This window comes from Dryocola sp. LX212, assembly GCA_041504365.1.
Taxonomy (GTDB): Bacteria; Pseudomonadota; Gammaproteobacteria; order Enterobacterales; family Enterobacteriaceae; genus Dryocola.
Window position 1 is genome coordinate 2,170,353 of sequence record CP167917.1, and the last position, 17,505, is coordinate 2,187,857.

At 58.3% G+C, this 17,505-nt stretch carries 18 protein-coding genes; 12 read left to right on the forward strand and 6 right to left on the reverse strand.

The features are described 5' to 3' along the window. Window positions 1-10: 10 nt before the first annotated feature. Window positions 11-877, reverse strand: coding sequence for a LysR family transcriptional regulator (locus tag ACA108_10390; protein XEX97873.1), 867 nt, complete (start codon window positions 875-877; stop codon window positions 11-13). 89 nt (window positions 878-966) lie between these two features. Here ACA108_10390 and ACA108_10395 point away from each other — a divergent pair, with 89 nt between their 5' ends. Continuing rightward, window positions 967-1,401: a multidrug/biocide efflux PACE transporter gene (locus ACA108_10395; GenBank protein XEX97874.1), complete on the forward strand. Its 435-nt coding sequence runs from the start codon at window positions 967-969 to the stop codon at window positions 1,399-1,401. Window positions 1,402-1,438: 37 nt separating this feature from the next. Here ACA108_10395 and tam read toward each other — a convergent pair whose 3' ends face one another. The 5 genes from tam to paaZ form a co-directional block, all read right to left on the reverse strand. After that, entirely contained in the window at window positions 1,439-2,194 is a 756-nt protein-coding gene (gene tam, locus ACA108_10400; GenBank protein ID XEX97875.1) for a trans-aconitate 2-methyltransferase, read from the reverse strand. A gap of 139 nt (window positions 2,195-2,333) precedes the next feature. After that, window positions 2,334-2,666 (reverse strand): type II toxin-antitoxin system RelE/ParE family toxin, encoded by a 333-nt coding sequence (locus tag ACA108_10405; GenBank protein ID XEX97876.1) that lies wholly within the window; start codon window positions 2,664-2,666, stop codon window positions 2,334-2,336. 15 nt (window positions 2,667-2,681) lie between these two features. Continuing rightward, complete coding sequence (locus ACA108_10410) at window positions 2,682-2,921, reverse strand: type II toxin-antitoxin system Phd/YefM family antitoxin (GenBank protein ID XEX98074.1); 240 nt, start codon at window positions 2,919-2,921, stop codon at window positions 2,682-2,684. Window positions 2,922-3,038: 117 nt separating this feature from the next. Continuing rightward, on the reverse strand, window positions 3,039-5,297 hold the full coding sequence (tynA, locus tag ACA108_10415; GenBank protein ID XEX97877.1) for a primary-amine oxidase: 2,259 nt from the start codon (window positions 5,295-5,297) through the stop codon (window positions 3,039-3,041). Window positions 5,298-5,500: 203 nt separating this feature from the next. Then, window positions 5,501-7,531 (reverse strand): phenylacetic acid degradation bifunctional protein PaaZ, encoded by a 2,031-nt coding sequence (gene paaZ, locus ACA108_10420; protein XEX97878.1) that lies wholly within the window; start codon window positions 7,529-7,531, stop codon window positions 5,501-5,503. A gap of 285 nt (window positions 7,532-7,816) precedes the next feature. On the opposite strand from paaZ, the gene paaA reads away from it, so the two are divergent. The 11 genes from paaA to paaK all read left to right on the forward strand — a co-directional run bounded on the left by paaA (window position 7,817) and on the right by paaK (window position 17,456). After that, window positions 7,817-8,734 carry a 1,2-phenylacetyl-CoA epoxidase subunit PaaA gene (gene paaA / locus ACA108_10425; protein XEX97879.1) on the forward strand — a complete coding sequence of 306 codons (918 nt, stop codon included), beginning with the start codon at window positions 7,817-7,819 and terminating at the stop codon, window positions 8,732-8,734. Window positions 8,735-8,873: 139 nt separating this feature from the next. Next, the gene (paaB, locus tag ACA108_10430) at window positions 8,874-9,161 is read left to right on the forward strand and encodes a 1,2-phenylacetyl-CoA epoxidase subunit PaaB (protein ID XEX97880.1); all 288 of its coding nucleotides are present in this window, start codon (window positions 8,874-8,876) and stop codon (window positions 9,159-9,161) included. 8 nt (window positions 9,162-9,169) lie between these two features. Then, entirely contained in the window at window positions 9,170-9,925 is a 756-nt protein-coding gene (gene paaC, locus ACA108_10435) for a 1,2-phenylacetyl-CoA epoxidase subunit PaaC (GenBank protein ID XEX97881.1), read from the forward strand. Window positions 9,926-9,936: 11 nt separating this feature from the next. Continuing rightward, the gene (gene paaD, locus ACA108_10440; GenBank protein ID XEX97882.1) at window positions 9,937-10,437 is read left to right on the forward strand and encodes a 1,2-phenylacetyl-CoA epoxidase subunit PaaD; all 501 of its coding nucleotides are present in this window, start codon (window positions 9,937-9,939) and stop codon (window positions 10,435-10,437) included. A gap of 7 nt (window positions 10,438-10,444) precedes the next feature. Next, a complete protein-coding gene (paaE, locus tag ACA108_10445; protein XEX97883.1) occupies window positions 10,445-11,512 on the forward strand; it encodes a 1,2-phenylacetyl-CoA epoxidase subunit PaaE in 1,068 nt (355 codons plus the stop codon). Continuing rightward, window positions 11,512-12,279, forward strand: a complete 768-nt coding sequence (gene paaF, locus ACA108_10450) for a 2,3-dehydroadipyl-CoA hydratase PaaF (protein XEX97884.1) — start codon at window positions 11,512-11,514, stop codon at window positions 12,277-12,279. Before paaE ends, paaF begins: the two co-directional genes overlap by 1 nt. A 2-nt stretch (window positions 12,280-12,281) precedes the next feature. After that, window positions 12,282-13,067: a 2-(1,2-epoxy-1,2-dihydrophenyl)acetyl-CoA isomerase PaaG gene (gene paaG, locus ACA108_10455; GenBank protein XEX97885.1), complete on the forward strand. Its 786-nt coding sequence runs from the start codon at window positions 12,282-12,284 to the stop codon at window positions 13,065-13,067. 2 nt (window positions 13,068-13,069) lie between these two features. Then, window positions 13,070-14,497, forward strand: a complete 1,428-nt coding sequence (locus ACA108_10460; protein ID XEX97886.1) for a 3-hydroxyacyl-CoA dehydrogenase — start codon at window positions 13,070-13,072, stop codon at window positions 14,495-14,497. After that, a complete protein-coding gene (gene paaI, locus ACA108_10465) occupies window positions 14,487-14,912 on the forward strand; it encodes a hydroxyphenylacetyl-CoA thioesterase PaaI (protein XEX97887.1) in 426 nt (141 codons plus the stop codon). The genes ACA108_10460 and paaI overlap by 11 nt, the downstream gene beginning before the upstream one ends. After that, window positions 14,909-16,117 (forward strand): 3-oxoadipyl-CoA thiolase, encoded by a 1,209-nt coding sequence (gene pcaF, locus ACA108_10470; GenBank protein XEX97888.1) that lies wholly within the window; start codon window positions 14,909-14,911, stop codon window positions 16,115-16,117. Before paaI ends, pcaF begins: the two co-directional genes overlap by 4 nt. Before the next feature lie 22 nt (window positions 16,118-16,139). After that, complete coding sequence (gene paaK, locus ACA108_10475) at window positions 16,140-17,456, forward strand: phenylacetate--CoA ligase PaaK (protein ID XEX97889.1); 1,317 nt, start codon at window positions 16,140-16,142, stop codon at window positions 17,454-17,456. Window positions 17,457-17,505: the final 49 nt, after the last annotated feature.

Here is a 17,505-nt window from a genome sequence, read left to right on the forward strand (position 1 = left end):
GCCGTCTGGCTCAGGCCTGCTGCGCCCGCAGCTGGTCAATCATCCAGCGTCCCGCCGCACCGGGCGGCACCTTATTTGACCACATCACGTCCACGTCAATGCGCTGGGGCCAACCTGCCACCGGCAGCTCTTTCAGCACGCTGTGGCCGAACTGCTGCACCAGCCAGCGGGGTAATATTCCCCAGCCGAAGCCTTGCTCCGCCATCTCCAGCAGCATCAGAAGTGAAGGGGATGACCAGGCCGGGCCGCCGCCCGTCTGCCGCGTTGGGTCCTTATAGGTTTTCAGGCACAGCTGACGCACGGTATGCAGCTGGTCCAGTTCCACGGATGGCAGCTGCGCCAGCTCGTGCTGGCTATGCAGAAAAATCGACATCTCGGCGCCAACCTGCAAACGTGCGACGGTGACGTCAACCGGATAACGCTCCTGTACGCGCAGCACACCGACGTGGGCTCGGCCTGACTGAATCAGATCAATAACGTCCTCGTCTTCTGCAATCAGGCATTCAAACTCAATATCCGGAAACTTCCCGGAAAAGCGTTTGAGGATCGATTCGTGGTGCGCGGTTTGCCAAACGTCGGAAAGCACGAAGCTGAGGCGCGGCTCGATGTTGCCCGCCAGCCGTACCGACACTTCATCCAGCCGTTCGCTGGCGGCAATAATTGACTGCACGTAAGGCAGCACACGGTAGCCCTGCGAGGTGAGTACCGGCTGGCGGCTGCTGCGGTCAAACAGCGTAATCCCCAGGTCCGCCTCAAGATTGGCGATAGCGTTGCTGATGGTGGACTGGCTTTTGCGCAGCTTGCGCGCCGCCGCCGAAAAAGATCCGGTTTCCACCGCCTGGAGGAATGCTTCGAGTGACTCAGGAGAGAAGTGCATTATCTATCGCTTTTATCGATGGCTCTTCATTTCATTCTATCAGGAATTACGATGAGAATAGGGCGCAAGGCAATACACTGGAGTTATTTATGCATTCGCAAAAAAGATCTTTCGCTGAGCGCGTGGTGCACGCGGTCGGCTTTGAAGTCATCGCTATCTGTATTTCGGCCCCGGCCGCCGCGTGGCTGATGAACAAACCTATTTTCCAGATGGGGGCGCTGGCCGTCATGCTGGCTACCGTCGCGATGATCTGGAACATTATCTATAACACCGGCTTCGATAAATTCTTCCCGGTTGGCCAGCCGCGTCGTCTGCCGCTGCGTATTGCCCATGCGCTGGGCTTCGAGGGTGGTTTTATCCTGATCGGCCTGCCGCTGGCAGCGTGGATGCTGGACGTCACTTTACTGAAAGCATTTATGGTGGAAATTGGCTTCTTCCTGTTCTTCCTGCCGTACACGGTTATCTATAACTGGTGCTACGACGCGCTGCGTAACCGTCGCCTGCAGTACCTGGCGAGCAGATAATCAGCAGGCTGCCCTGCGACAGGGCAGCTTCGTCAGCCTAAGTTTTACGGGCAATAATAAACAGGCGTGGGAAGAGCATCAGCACGTTGCCGTCCTTTTGTACCGGGTAAGCCTGTTGCAGCAGGTGGTGATAGCGCTCCAGAAACGCCTTCTGCTGAATGGCGTCCAGATTTTCCAGGTAAGGGCGCAGGCCGGTGGAGCTCAGCCAGTCGATGATCGCCTGATGTGAAGGCATCACATGGAAATAGGTTGTGCGCCAGAGGTCCACGCGGCAGCCTTGTTCGGTCAGTAAATCGTAATACTCATTGGCTTCCAGCAAAGCTTCGCGTCCGGCGGGTGGATTTCCCAGCTCGCTGGCTGCCTGGCGCATAAAGCCGTGCGTCGGCTCCTGCCAGTTATCCGGCATTTGTACGGCCAGCACGCCGTTTTCCGCCAGCTGTTCAGCCAGGTGCGGGAATAACGCGTGATGATTGCCGATCCACTGCAGCGAGGCGTTGGCGTAAATCACATCCTGCTTTTCTTCAGGCTGCCATCGGGCAATATCTGCCTGCTCAAACTTACAGCCAGGCAAGGCGGTGGAGGCTTTTTCAAGCATGGCGGGGGAGTTGTCTAACCCGGTCACCTGAGAGTCGGGCCACAGTTCATGCAGCAGCGCGGTGCTGTTGCCCGGACCACAACCTAAATCAGAAATCCGCTTTGCAAAAGGGTGGTTAATACGCGCGGCCAGTTCGGCTGCCGGGCGGGTGCGCTCTGCTTCAAACTGCAGATAAAGTGCCGGGTTCCAGTCCTGCATGCTTCTCTCCTCAGGCTAAAATTGCCCTAAGCATAGCCGCAAATTCAGTTACCCGGCGACTCACCGCTCCCGCAAAACGCGGTAATGTCATGTAAATATTGTGGTATGCAACGTCTTGCGTATGGGCCTGCTGGTCTGATTAAGGTTGGATCAGTCTCTTAAACAAGAGCTGTTTGATATCCTGGCGCTGGGCAAGGACGGCATGGACCGTGAGGAGATTATTATCGACCGAATAAATAACCCGATACCCCTGTTCGGTATTACATTCACGATACTTTGCGCAGCCAAGATTCAACAGTTCCGGGCAAATCTGGCTACCAAGTGGAAATTCACGGGCTTTTGATTCAAAGACTGCAAGCGTGTCAGAAATGATCTTTAAATCACCACCGGTGATTTGCAGAAAACTGGCAATCGTCCTTAGCGTCTCTTTTGCGGTCCTGGTGTACTCAATAACAATCTTCTTACTGTCCATATAAGATCCTGATTATTATTTGTTAATGCCTAAATCTGCCAACAGTTCGTCTTTGGTGAAAACCTTGCCTTCGGCTTTGTCTTGTTCTGACAACGTCATCAGTTTGAGCAGGGCAATGGCGTTCTCACGTTCCTGCTGCACTTCCCAGGACTCGATAACGTAAGCAGGGATACCATTTTGCGTGACGAGGATGGGTTCGGAAACATCAAGAGATGCGGCATTTTTCTTAACGAAGCTGATCGTTTCAATTCTCATCATCACTCTCCTTAAAACGGATGAAGGACTAAATATAGACTTTATTTAGACCTTCATCAAGCAGGGCAATAGTTGCCGATGGATGACGCGTCGCTCATCCATCCGGCAGATTTACCCTTACTTCTCCTTCTTCCCGTTCAGGTTCAGCGTTGGCGTTTCGTTGAAGAAGTTCCACGGCTTCAGCAGCGCGTGAACCCATTCCGTCGGCATGACTGGCCACTCCTCGGCGCGGGCGACGTGGGTGGTGCCGGTGGTCATCCAGATCACATCATCACCGTCGTTTAATGTCTGGTTGTCCTTTGTGTACTGGCCCAGGCCGGTGTCGTGCGCCGAGCGATTCGGATATTTTCCTTCCGCGTAGCGTTCGTCCTGACTGTAGCGCGTCACCCACAGCTGTCTGTCCATAAAACTGAGGCGATGATAAATCCACTCGTCAGGGGCAAACTTCGCGCCCGTGGCGACCGGGTGTGTCCCTCCTGCGTAAGGGATAATTTGGTAGGAAACCGGGTTACCCATTTTGTTCTCTTTGCTGGTATTGCTCAGCAGGCGGATGGTCCCAGGGTCGAACTTCTGCGCGGCTTCCTGCTCGGTGTTGATGTCGTACTGTTTGATTTGCATGGTGCTGGTGCGCGGGCCACCTGCGGCGTTTGGTTTCACCTCCGGGTCAAGCGCAACCAGCTTATTGTTTTCGCCATCCACGTCCATATCGAGACGGAAGTTGTAGATATGCTGGTGTGTAGTGCCGACGATGTTATGGTCTATCAGCGTGCCGTACTTCGTGTCATCTTTGGCGGTGGCATCATGCATGGTTTTTGCCTTTACGCCTTTCACCGCTTCAATCCCCGTCGCCCCAGCATCAATACCGATGGTGCCGTTCTGATGAAATACCCAGTCGAAGATATAGTCGTAGTTACCCACGGTGCTTATCCAGCGTACGACCAGCTCGCGGCGCTCGGTGCTGACGTTCGGCTGGCCCATCTCCTGATGCTTATATTCCGGCCCGGCGTAGCGCTCGAAGATGGCGATGGCGTGCGGGATGGTCGTCGGTTTGCCCGTGTAATCGGCGATGGTTTCATCGAGCAGCACGGCGTTGCCCGGCGCATCTTTGCCCCGCGCGATAGGGGAAGTCAGCGTCCCCATGCCGTAATCTCCGGCGTCAAGATACGCCTTAAAATACCAGCCCACGTCCGGGTCGCCGTAAGGTACGATCATGCCGCCGAGCGAGCCTTGGTACATGATTTTGCGTTTCGTACCGCTATCGTTATAGGTCACGGTGGACAGAATCGGCCCTACGCGGGAGTTAAGGCGCAGGTGGAAGTCCCAGTTCTGCCAGTGAACGGTATCGCCGGTGATGGTGTAGTTTTTCCCTTCCGGCTCGATAATCTCCAGCGGTTTGATTTCTGGAGCCTTGCGGTCACGTCCGTCGAACGGGCGCGGATTCATCGGCACCGGAACGACCGGGCCTTCTTCAATCTTGATGATTTTCTTCATTTCCAGATCGACAACCGCTACCAGATTTTCAATCGGGTGCGCCCAGTAGTTGCCGTCGCCGGTGTTCAGATAGCTCACTACTTTGAGCAGCCGCTGATCCTGCTTCAGCCCATCTTTACCGTCGAAGTAGCCAACGGTGAGCGGCGTCGTCACCACTTTAGTGGGATCGTCCACGCCGTGTTTTTTCAGCGCTTCGGCAAACTCTTTACTGCCGTTGATGATGGACTGCACGGTGGCGAAATCATCGAGCAGCACCATGCCGTGCGCGCCTTTAATCGGCTGCCAGGAGAGCACTTTTCCGGCGTCCAAATCTACGGTACTTTCAATAATATGCATTCCATCGAGCATGATAACGTCCGCAGTACGCGGGGCAGTGACCGGCGTGCCGTCCATGACAAATTTCCAGACCTGCTCTTTAGGCGGCTCGTGCAGGGAGATCTCGGTAAAACGAATCCCTGGTTTAAAGTCAGGGGCAGCCTGAACGCTGGATACCGCTTTTTCAATTTCGGTGGAGGTCAGGGAGTTCAGCGGATGCGGCTTCTTCTCCACGGCGAAGGTCTGATCCAGCCCCGACTGGAAGACTTCATTAATAAACCCGTCCGAGATATACGCGGTCTTGTTTTTAAAGATCACCGGCACCTGCAGCTGCAGCGTTTTGCCATTCACGATGGCGGATTTGGCGTTCGGTTTAACTTTTACATAAGCGCCATCTTTGGCGAGGGTAAACATCTGTGCGTAGTCATCCCACTGCACGTCCGCGCCGAACTCCGTCAGGGTTTTCTCCATCGGCACCATATGGGCCTCGCCGCCGTGGGCAAAGGCCGCTGGGGAGGTCAGGAGGGCAATAGCTACAGCCAGCGCTTTCTTTCCGGTTGTTAAAGTCATACAGGTCTCACTCCTGGCGTTTGTTGTTGTGTGCTTGCTGGACGGGACTGAATTCAACATAACAACTTCTCAGGCGGGATATATTGTGCTGCTTGCCAACCTCTTTGCTGATTTTGCCAATTTTCTCGGTGGATGAAGCTTGCGCTTATCCCCCCTACGTTTACGGAGCCGTAGGCCGGATAAGCGCAGCGTCATCCGGCAAATTATTCTTTACGGGCAACCAGCGTCAGAATGGAGTACAGCGCCACCGATTGGCCGTCCTGATTCATCACCTCAACCGCCCACTCCACAACGCCAACGGGCCTGTCCTCCGGCGTTTTCTGCGGTTTAGCCGTTTTGCGTTTGCAGGTCAGGCGCACCTGGATGGTATCGCCGATTTTCACCGGTTCGATAAAGCGCAGATTTTCCATGCCGTAGTTGGCGATAACAGGACCCACGCCGGGGTCGACAAACAGCCCGGCTGCCGCAGAAACAACGAAGTAGCCGTGTGCCACGCGTTCGCCGAAAAACGACTCCGCAGCGCCGATCTTGTCGACGTGGGCATAAAAATGGTCGCCGCTCAGGTTAGCGAAATTGACGATATCCGCCTCGGTGATGGTCCGGCGCGCGGTCAGCAGGCTCTCACCAATCTGTAAGTCGTCGAAGTGCCTGCGGAAAGGATGAACCGGATCTTCTGTGACCGCCGCGCCGTAGCTCCACTGCCTGCTGACTGCGGCGAGCATGGTCGGGCTGCCCTGAATCGCCGTGCGCTGCATATAGTGTTTCAACGCACGCAGGCCGCCCAGCTCTTCACCGCCGCCTGCGCGCCCAGGCCCACCGTGAACCAGCATCGGCAATGGCGAGCCGTGGCCGGTGGATTCGACGGACGACTCCTGATTCAGCACCTGAATACGCCCATGCGCGCGGGCAGCGCCCAGAACAAACTGGCGGGCGATATTCCCGTCTGCGGTGACCAGCGTTCCCGCAAGGCTGCCCTGGCCCGCGCGCGCCAGGGCCATTGCATGTTCTGCATCCCGATAAGGCATAACGGTCGCGACCGGGCCGAAGGCTTCCAGCTCGTGGACGGCTGGCGTCTCGTCCGGCTGCTGGCAGAGCAGGAGAGTAGGCGGGAAGAAAGCGCCAGCCGTGGAGGTATCTGCTTTGCCACCCACCACGGTTTTGCAACCCGCGGCTACAAGCAGATCCACTTTCTGCTGCACGTCATCACGCTGCTCAAGGCTGACCAGAGAGCCCATGCGCACGCCTTCCTGCGTTGGGTCGCCAGGCTGAATTTTCTCCAGTTTGGCTTTCAGCGCCAGGGTGACGTTCTCCAACTGCTGACTGGGAACGATAATACGGCGAATGGCGGTACATTTTTGTCCGGCCTTAGCCGTCATCTCACGCACTATTTCCCGGATGAACAGCGCGAACTCAGGCTGTTCAGGGGAGACGTCCTCGCCAAGCACACAGCAGTTAAGCGAGTCCGCCTCTATGGTGAAGGGCACGGAGCGGGCGATGATATTGGTGTGACAACGTAACTTTTGCCCGGTGCTGGCGGAGCCGGTGAAGGTCACCACGTCCTGCTCATCCAGCAGATCGAACAGGTTGCCGACGCCGCCGCAGATGAGGCTGATGGCGCCATCCGGCACCAGACCGGACTCGACGATGGACTTCACCATCGCGTGCGTAACCTGCGCGCTGGCGGTGCCGGGTTTGATGATGGCAGGCACGCCCGCAAGCCAGGTTGGCGCCAGCTTCTCCAACATTCCCCAGCACGGGAAGTTAAATGCGTTGATATGCAGCGCGACGCCGGATTTTGACGTCAGCACGTGGCGGGCGGCAAAGCCACCTTGCTTTGAGAGGGGGATCATTTCATCTTCCGGCCACAGCACGTCGTCCGGCAGTTCGCGGTTGCCCATGCCCGCGTAGGCGAAAAGGGTGCCGATGCCGCCTTCAATGTCCACCCAGCTGTCGGCACGCGTGGCGCCCGTCTGCCAGGAGATCTCATAAAACGCCTCTTTGTTAGCCAGCAAATGCTTCGCCACGGCTTTCAGCATGGCGGCACGCTCTACGAACGTCATGGCGCTTAACGCCTTTCCGCCGTGGTCGATGGCGTAGCGGCGCGCCTTTGCCATATCCAGCCCCTCGCTCGTCACCTGATACAGCACCTCGCCGTTAATCGCATGATTGATCGTACGTTCTTTTCCGTGGCCCATTGCCCAGCCGCCTGCCAGATAGCTTGTTAACTGTTGCATCACACTCTCCAATAAGTATTACATTTAATACATCCAATGTTTGATTTGTGAATCATAAAAATCAAGGTGTAATTTAATAATTTGTTAACAATGTGAAATGGAGTGATGAGGGTCTGCTATCTAACATCCTGAAGTATGGTGAGTTAGCAATATTTATCGTGATAGTGCTCACAAAGTACGCGGATTAATTTTGCTGTTTTCGTTAACTTGTCTGTAACTTTTAGGTATCAAGTGATTCATTTAACGCGTTTATTGAATCTAATTTGAATCATAAAAGGTGATGCCGTGACTGAACAACACCGCTTTGAGGAGCGAATCGCACGGGAGATTGCGATAGAGCCGCAGGACTGGATGCCCGATGAATACCGTAAGACGCTGATCCGCCAGATCGGGCAGCACGCCCATTCGGAGATTGTTGGCATGCTGCCGGAAGGAAACTGGCTGACCCGCGCCCCGAGTCTGAAACGCAAAGCCATTCTGCTGGCGAAGGTGCAGGACGAAGCCGGGCACGGGCTTTATCTCTACAGCGCCGCGGAAACGCTGGGCTGCGCCAGGGAGGATATCTACCAGAAGATGCTCGACGGCAGGATGAAATACTCATCGATCTTTAACTATCCGACGCTGAACTGGGCGGATATCGGGGTAATCGGCTGGCTGGTTGACGGTGCGGCCATTGTAAACCAGGTCGCGCTGTGCCGGACCTCCTACGGGCCGTATGCCCGGGCGATGGTGAAAATCTGTAAAGAAGAGAGCTTCCATCAGCGCCAGGGTTTTGAGGCCTGCAATGTGCTGGCCCAGGGCAGTGAGGCCCAGCGGCAGATGCTGCAGGACGCCATCAACCGCTTCTGGTGGCCCGCGCTGATGATGTTTGGCCCGAACGACGACAACTCCCCGAACAGCGCGCAGAGCCTGGCCTGGAAAATTAAACGTTTCGGGAATGACGAGCTGCGCCAGCGCTTCGTGGACAACACCGTTCCGCAGGTTGAGCTGCTGGGTATGACCGTGCCGGACAAAGATCTTCGCTGGAATGAAGAAATCGGTCATTACGAATTCGGCGAAATCGACTGGCACGAATTTAACGAAGTGGTTGCCGGACGAGGGTTATGCAACGAGGAGCGCCTGGCCGCCAAGCGTAAAGCCTGGGAAGAGGGCGCGTGGGTACGCGAAGCCGCTCTTGCGTACGCTGCTAAAAATGTCGGATGACGCTGCGCTTATCCGACCTACGAAAATACGAAAGCAGAATGTGTAGGGTGGATAAACGGTAGCGCCATCCACCGAAAGCAGATTTTGAAGTTTGTAGGGGGATAAGCGTCAGCGCCATCCACCAGAAAAGGAAAATCATATGAGCAATGTCCACTGGCCGTTATACGAAGTCTTTATCCGCAGCAAACAGGGGCTGTCGCATCGTCACGTCGGTAGCCTGCACGCAGCCGATGACCAAATGGCGCTGGAAAACGCCCGCGATGCCTACACCCGCCGCAGCGAAGGCTGTTCCATCTGGGTGGTGAAGGCGAGCGAAATCGTTGCCTCGCAGCCGGAGGAACGCCCGGCGTTCTTTGATCCGGCGGAAAGCAAAATCTACCGCCACCCAACGTTCTACACGCTGCCCGACGGCATCGAGCACATGTGAGGCGCGCCATGACTTATTCCCCGTTAACCACCTACACCCTGCGGCTGGGCGATACCTGTCTGGTGCTGGCCCAGCGCCTGACCGGCTGGTGTGGCCATGCGCCGGAGCTGGAGATCGATCTGGCGCTGGCGAATATCGGCCTGGATCTGCTGGGCCAGGGTCGCAACTTTCTGACCTATGCCGCAGAGATTCAGGGCGAGCAGTTCGATGAGGACAAGCTGGCTTTTGGACGCGACGAGCGCCAGTACCATAACCTGCTGCTGGCAGAACAGCCGAACGGCGATTTCGCCGATACGCTCATGCGTCAGTATCTGCTGGACGCCTGGCACGTCGCCCTTTTCAGCCGCCTGCTGCACAGCCGAGATTTGCAGCTGGCTGCCATCGCCGCAAAAGCGATTAAAGAGGTGCGCTACCACCTGCGCTTCAGCCGCGGCTGGCTGGTGCGGCTGGGTAACGGCACCGAGCTTTCACAGCAGAAGATGCAGAGTTCACTGAACAAGCTCTGGCGCTTCACGGGTGAACTGTTTCACGCCGACGAGCTGGAAATCAGCCTGGCAGAGCAGGGTATCGCCGTCGATCCACGCGGCCTGCGTGACGAATGGGAAGCGGAAGTGTTCAGCGCCCTGAATGATGCATCGCTGGTGAAACCGCAGGAAGCGCAGTACCGCACCGGCGGAAAACAGGGGCTGCACACCGAGCACCTCGGCCCGCTGCTGGCGGAGATGCAGTACCTGCAGCGCGCTTATCCCGAACTGCAATGGTAGCGAGGCAGCCTATGCAAACTCTCGACGCGCTGGAGCCGGCTAAGGTTCGCGACGTATGGCGCATTCTCGGGCAAATCAGCGACCCGGAAATTCCGGTGCTGACCATCACCGATTTGGGCATGGTGCGCAGCGTACACCATCGTGACGACGGCTGGCACATCGGCTTCACGCCGACGTACTCCGGCTGCCCGGCGACGGATTTTTTGCTGGCGGCTATCCGCGAAGCGATGGCCGAAGCCGATTTGCAGCCCGTGCACATCGATCAGGTGCTTCACCCGGCCTGGACAACGGACTGGATGACCCCCGCGGCGAAAACGCGATTGCGCGAATACGGCATCAGCCCGCCGCAGGGCCACGCCTGTCACGCCTCGTCGGCGAGTGCAGAAGTCAGCTGCCCACGCTGCGGAAGTTTGCATACCTCGCTGATTAGCGAATTCGGTTCCACGGCCTGCAAAGCGCTCTACCGCTGCGACAGCTGCCGCGAACCCTTTGATTACTTTAAATGTATTTGAGGTTGCCATGACGACGTTTCATTCGCTTAAGGTGGCACGCATTGAACAGGAAACCCCGGAGGCGGTGGCCATCACCTTCGCGGTTCCCGCAGAGCTGCGCAGCCATTACGCTTTTAAACCCGGCCAGCATCTGACGCTGAAAACCCGCCTCGGGGACGAAGAACTGCGCCGCTGCTACTCCATCTGCCGGGCCGAGCAGCCAGGTGAAATCTGTGTGGCCGTGAAGGCAATCGAGGGCGGGCGCTTCTCCCATTACGCGGTCAGCGACCTGGTGGCCGGTATGGCGATGGACGTGATGATCCCGCAGGGAACGTTTGGCTATCAGCCGCAGCCTGAAACCCAGGGCAATTATCTGGCCCTGGCGGTGGGCTCCGGCATAACCCCAATGCTGGCGATTATTGGCTCCACGCTCGCCACCGAGCCGCAAAGCACCGTGACGCTGGTCTACGGCAACCGCAGCAGCCGCAGCATGATGTTCCGCCAGGCGCTGGCCGATCTGAAAGACCGCTACCCGCAGCGCTTACAGCTTATCTATCTGTTCAGTCAGGAAAGCCAGGAGAGCGATCTGCTCAGCGGGCGGCTTGACGGCGCGAAGCTAAAGGCTCTGGGCGATCAGCTGCTGGATCTGAACGGCTTCGACCGCACCTTTATCTGCGGCCCGCAAAGCATGATGCAGGAGTCCGAAGCGGCGCTGCTGGCGCTGGGCGTTGCGCAGCAGAACATCTTCATCGAGCATTTCAATACGCCGGGTACCGCACCGAGCCTGCGCCGTCGCGAACAGGCGGCGGGCAAAGTCGTCACTCTGCGCCAGGACGGACGCGACCGCAAAATCACCCTCGACGCCCACGACGAAAGCATTCTTGATGCGGCATTGCGGCAGGGCGCGGATCTGCCTTACGCCTGCAAAGGCGGCGTCTGCGCCACCTGCCGCTGTAAGGTGGTGAGCGGTGAGGTTGAGATGGGTATCAACTACAGTCTTGAACCCGATCAGCTGGCGGCGGGCTACGTCCTGAGCTGCCAGACGCTGCCGAAAGGCGATGACGTGGTGCTCGACTTTGACGCGCAGGGGTTGTGATGAGAGAACTTCTTAGCAGCCAGAACGACCGGGTTTTAACGCTGACGCTGAACCGCCCGCAGGCCCGCAATGCGCTGAATAACGCGCTGCTGGAGCAGCTTGCGGATGCGCTGGAAGCGGCACAAAGCGATGACGGTATCGGTGCGGTGGTCATTACCGGCAGCGAGCGTTGCTTCGCAGCAGGTGCCGACCTGAAAGAGATGGCGAGCCGTGATATGCCTGCCACGCTTAACGATCCGCGCCCGCAGCTGTGGGCACGCATCGAACGATTCCCCAAACCGCTGCTGACGGCGGTTAACGGCTATGCGCTGGGCGCTGGCTGCGAACTTGCCATGCTGAGCGACATCGTGCTGGCGGGGGACAACGCCCGCTTTGGCCTGCCGGAAATCACGCTGGGCATCATGCCCGGCGCTGGCGGCACCCAGAGGCTTATCCGATCCATCGGTAAGGCGCTGGCTTACCGCATGGTGCTGACGGGAGAGGCTATCACTGCGGAACAGGCGCTACAGGCGGGCCTGGCGGCTGAAGTTTGCTCCACAGCGCTGACGCTGGAATATGCGCAGAAGCTTGCAGCCCGCATAACTCAACATGCGCCGCTTGCGTTACAGGCTGCAAAAATTGCTCTGCGTCAGGCGCACGAACTTTCGCTGACTCAGGGGCTACAGCAGGAGCGCCAGCTCTTCACGCTGCTTGCCGCCACCTCCGACCGTCAGGAAGGCATTGCCGCGTTCCTGGAAAAACGACCCGCCGCGTTCAAAGGACGATAGCCATGACTTTCATTCTCAGCGATGTACAAAACGGCGTGATGACGCTGGCCCTGAATCGCCCGGAGCGCCTGAACAGCTTTAACGACGAGATGCACCGGCAGCTGGCTGAGGCGCTGAACCAGGCCGAGCATGACGACGCTATCCGCTGCCTTTTAATTACCGGCGAGGGCCGTGCATTCTGTGCGGGCCAGGATCTTAACGATCGTAACGTCGATCCGAACGGGGCCGCGCCAGACCTTGGTGCCTCCGTCGAAAACTTCTATAACCCGCTGGTCAGGCGGCTGGCCAAGCTGCCGAAGCCGGTGATAGCTGCTGTAAACGGCGTTGCCGCCGGAGCCGGAGCGACGCTGGCGCTGGGCTGTGACATGGTCATCGCCGCGCGCTCTGCTAACTTCATCATGTCTTTCAGTAGGTTAGGGCTGGTCCCTGACTGCGGCGGGACCTGGTTCCTGCCGCGAGTCGCAGGGCGTGCCCGTGCGATGGGCCTTGCGCTGCTGGGCGATAAGCTCAGCGCGGAGCAGGCCCACCAGTGGGGCATGATTTGGCAGGTGGTGGATGACGACGCGCTCACCGACACCAGCCGCGCGCTCGCCGTGCATTTCGCCAGCCAGCCTACGTTCGGCCTGGGGCTTGTGAAGAAAGCCCTCTTCGCCTCGGAAAGCAACACGCTGGACGTGCAGCTGGATTTGGAGCGTGATTACCAGCGCATTGCCGGGCGCAGCGACGACTACCGCGAAGGCGTGGCGGCGTTTCTGGCCAAACGCCCGCCGGTCTTTAAGGGGAAATAATAATGCTGACTCCTCACTCCATTGTTGCGGTGATTGGCGGTGGTACCATGGGCGCAGGCATTGCCCAAGTGGCGGCACAGGCCGGTCACGCCGTGAAGCTATACGATATTCAGCCCGACGCGGCCCGCCGTGCCGTTGACGGTATTGCCACCGCCCTTAGCGCACGAGTCACGAAGGGTAAGCTCAGCGAAGATGACAGACACGCCGCCGTTGCCAGAATTTCCGTCGCACAAACGCTTAGCGAACTGGCGCAGGCCGATCTGGTTATCGAAGCCGCTGCGGAGCAGATAGATATCAAGCAGGCCATTTTCCGAGAGCTGGCGGGGGTCTGTTCAGCAGAGGTGATTTTCGCCAGCAACACTTCCTCCATCTCCATCACCGCGATTGCCAGCGGCATTCCGCACCCGGAACGCGTGGTCGGGCTGCATTTCTTTAACCCGGCTCCGGTGATGAGGCTGGTTGAGGTGGTCAGCGGGCTGGAAACCGCGCCAGCCGTGCTGGACGGCCTGACCGGGCTGGCGATGCGCTGGGGGAAACAGCCGGTGCACTGTCACTCCACGCCGGGCTTCATCGTCAACCGCGTGGCTCGTCCGTTCTATTCAGAAGCCTGGCGCGCGCTAGAGGAGCAGGTTGCTCCGGCAGCCGTTATAGATGCGGCGCTGCGCGACTGCGGAGGTTTTCCGATGGGGCCGCTGGCGCTGACCGATCTGATTGGCCAGGACGTGAACTTCGCCGTCACCTGTTCGGTGTTTAACGGCTTCTGGCAGGAGCGCCGCTTCCTGCCGTCGCTGATTCAGCAGGAGCTGGTGCTCGGCAAACGCCTTGGCAAGAAAACCGGGCAGGGCGTCTACCGCTGGCCGCTGAACGAATCTTTACCTTACGAAACCGGTGAGATTTCCGACGCTTTATGTGACGTTGTCACGTTTTCTTCCGTTGAACTTGATGAAGTGCTGGTTCAGGTTACCGAGGGTGAAACCGCCTCGCAGCTGGCGCTTCGCCTGAAACGTCCTGTGGTGCTGGTCGATTTAATTAACGACTGGCGCAAAACCGGACTGGTCGTGCTGGCCGCTGCGGCTGGCAATACACCCGAGCAAACCGCAAAAGCCGTCCACTTCTTCCAGTTGCAGGGCAAGCAGGTTCTGCTGATCAACGATTACCCGGGCATGCTGGTCTGGCGCACGGTGGCAATGCTGGCGAACGAAGCGCTGGACGCGCTGCAAAAGGGCGTTGCCAGCGAGCAGGACATCGATACCGCGATGCGCCTTGGCGTCAACTATCCCCACGGGCCGCTGGCCTGGGGCGCTGAACTCGGCTGGCAGCGGGTGCTGACCCTGCTGGAAAATCTGCAACAACACTACGGCGAAGAACGCTATCGCCCGGCTTCGCTACTGCGCCAGCGCGCGCTGCTGGAGACGCAACATGAACACTGATGCCTGGGCCAACGCCCGCGAGATGTACGCCCACGATAACTGCGCCCACCAGATGGGCATTGAGATTGTGGAGATGGGGGAAGGCTTCGCAAAGCTGACCATGACGGTGACCGAAGCGATGCTCAACGGCCATCAGACCTGTCACGGCGGGCAGCTCTTCACGCTTGCGGATACCGCTTTTGCCTACGCCTGCAACAGCCAGGGGCTGGCGGCAGTGGCTTCCGGGTGCAGTATTGACTTCGTTCGCCCGGGCCAAGCGGGCGACACATTAACTGCCGTGGCGCAGATGCGCACCCAGGGACGGCAGACCGGCGTATACGACATTGAAATCATCAATCAGCACGAGAAAACCGTCGCCCTGTTCCGTGGGCGCTCGCACCGTATCGGCCCCCCTGTCTCTGGAGCAACGCTATGAATGACGCATTTATCTGTGACGGCGTGAGAACCCCCATTGGCCGCTACGGCGGGGCGCTGTCGTCAGTGCGGGCGGACGATCTCGCCGCCGTTCCTCTGAAAGAGCTGATGACGCGCTACCCGTCCGTGGACTGGAGCGCGGTGGACGACGTGATTATGGGCTGTGCTAATCAGGCGGGGGAAGACAACCGCAACATAGCACGGATGGCTACGCTGCTGGCGGGGCTGCCGCAGACGATCTCCGGCACAACGATTAACCGCCTTTGCGGCTCCGGCCTGGACGCACTCGGCATGGCTGCCAGGGCTATTAAGGCGGGGGATGCACAGCTGATGATTGCGGGCGGCGTGGAATCCATGTCCCGGGCGCCTTTTGTGATGGGCAAAGCAACCGCGCCGTTCCAGCGCCAGGCAGAGATGTTCGATACCACCATTGGCTGGCGTTTTGTGAACCCGCTCATGGCTGAGCATTTTGGTACTGACAGCATGCCCGAAACGGCAGAGAATGTAGCCGAGTTGTTAAATATAAGCCGTGAAGACCAGGATGCCTTTGCCTGGCGCAGCCAGCAGCGTACCGAAGAGGCGCAGAAAAATGGCATTCTTGCGCAGGAAATTGTGCCGGTTAGGGTGAAAGGCAAGAAGGGGGCGGTGACAGAAGTTCGCGACGACGAACATCCTCGCCCCGAAACAACTCTGCAACAACTTAACGCCCTGAAAGCACCGTTCCGTAAAAACGGCGTCATTACCGCCGGGAATGCGTCCGGGGTAAATGACGGGGCGGCGGCGCTGATCGTTACCAGCGCAGAAGCGGCTAAACGCCACGGTTTGACGCCAAAGACCCGCATCGTCGCAATGGCTACCGCAGGTGTAGAACCGCGCTATATGGGGCTTGGCCCAGTACCCGCTACGCGCAAGGTGCTGGAGCTGGCGGGACTCTCCATCAACGACATGGACGTAATAGAACTGAATGAAGCCTTTGCCGCGCAGGCGCTGGGCGTATTACGACAGCTGGGGCTGCCTGACGATGCCCCCCATGTTAATCCCAACGGAGGCGCCATCGCTTTAGGCCATCCGCTGGGCATGAGTGGAGCCCGACTGGCGCTGGCCGCCAGCCACGAACTGCATCGCCGGAAGGGCCGCTATGCCCTTTGTACGATGTGTATCGGCGTTGGCCAGGGCATTGCCCTGATCCTTGAGCGTGTGAGCTAATCAAACCTGCGAGTACCCTATAATGATAACCTCTACTGCAAAGCTGGAACCGATTGAAACCGCGTCAAAAGACGAGCTGCAGGCCCTGCAGACGCAGCGCCTGAAGTGGACGCTTAACCACGCCTACGCCAACGTGCCGATGTACAAACGCAAGTTTGACGCGGTGGGCGTACACCCTGACGATTTCAAAGAGCTGAAGGACATTCAGCTTTTCCCCTGCACCACCAAACAGGATCTGCGCGACAACTATCCGTTCGACACCTTCGCGGTGCCGATGGAGCAGATTGTACGTATTCATGCCTCATCGGGTACGACCGGCAAGCCAACGGTGGTGGGCTACACCCAAAAAGATATTGATACCTGGGCCGATATCGTTGCCCGTTCGCTGCGCGCCGCGGGCGGCACGCCAAAAGACAAAATCCACGTCGCTTACGGCTACGGTTTGTTTACCGGCGGGCTGGGCGCGCACTACGGTGCAGAACGCCTTGGCGCGACGGTTATCCCCATGTCCGGCGGCCAGACGGAGAAACAGGCGCAGCTGATCCGCGACTTCCAGCCGGATATGATCATGGTGACGCCGTCCTGGTGCCTGAACCTGATTGAAGAGCTGGAGCGCCAGATGGGCGGCGATGCGAGTGACTGTTCGCTGCGCGTTGGCGTATTCGGTGCCGAGCCCTGGACGAACGCCATGCGTCGCGAAATCGAACGCCGCCTGGGCATTACCGCGCTGGATATCTATGGCCTGTCGGAGGTGATGGGGCCTGGAGTGGCGATGGAGTGTCTGGAGACCACCGATGGGCCAACCATCTGGGAAGATCATTTCTACCCGGAAATCGTTAACCCGATTAGCGGTACGCCGCTGGATGACGGTGAGCAGGGTGAGCTGCTGTTTACCACGCTGACCAAAGAGGCACTGCCGGTGATCCGCTATCGAACCCGAGACCTGACGCGCCTGCTGCCGGGAACGGCGCGCACCATGCGCCGCATGGATAGAATTACCGGGCGCTCGGACGACATGCTGATCATCCGGGGAGTGAACGTCTTCCCGTCGCAGCTGGAAGAGGAGATCGTCAAATTTGAACATCTCGCCCCGCATTACCAGCTTGAAGTGCACCGCGACGGCCACCTGGACACGCTGTCGGTAAAGGTGGAGCTGAAAGAGAGCAGCCTGTACCTGAGCCACGAGCAGCGCTGTTCGGTCTGTCACCAGCTGCGCCACCGCATAAAATCGATGGTCGGCATCTCCACGGACATCAGCATCGTTAACTGCGGTAGCCTGCCACGTTCGGAAGGCAAAGCCATTCGTGTAAGCGATCTGCGCACGGCGGCGAACCAGTAAACAAACGGTGGATGACACGCCTTTTATCCGCTCTACATTGCTATCTGTA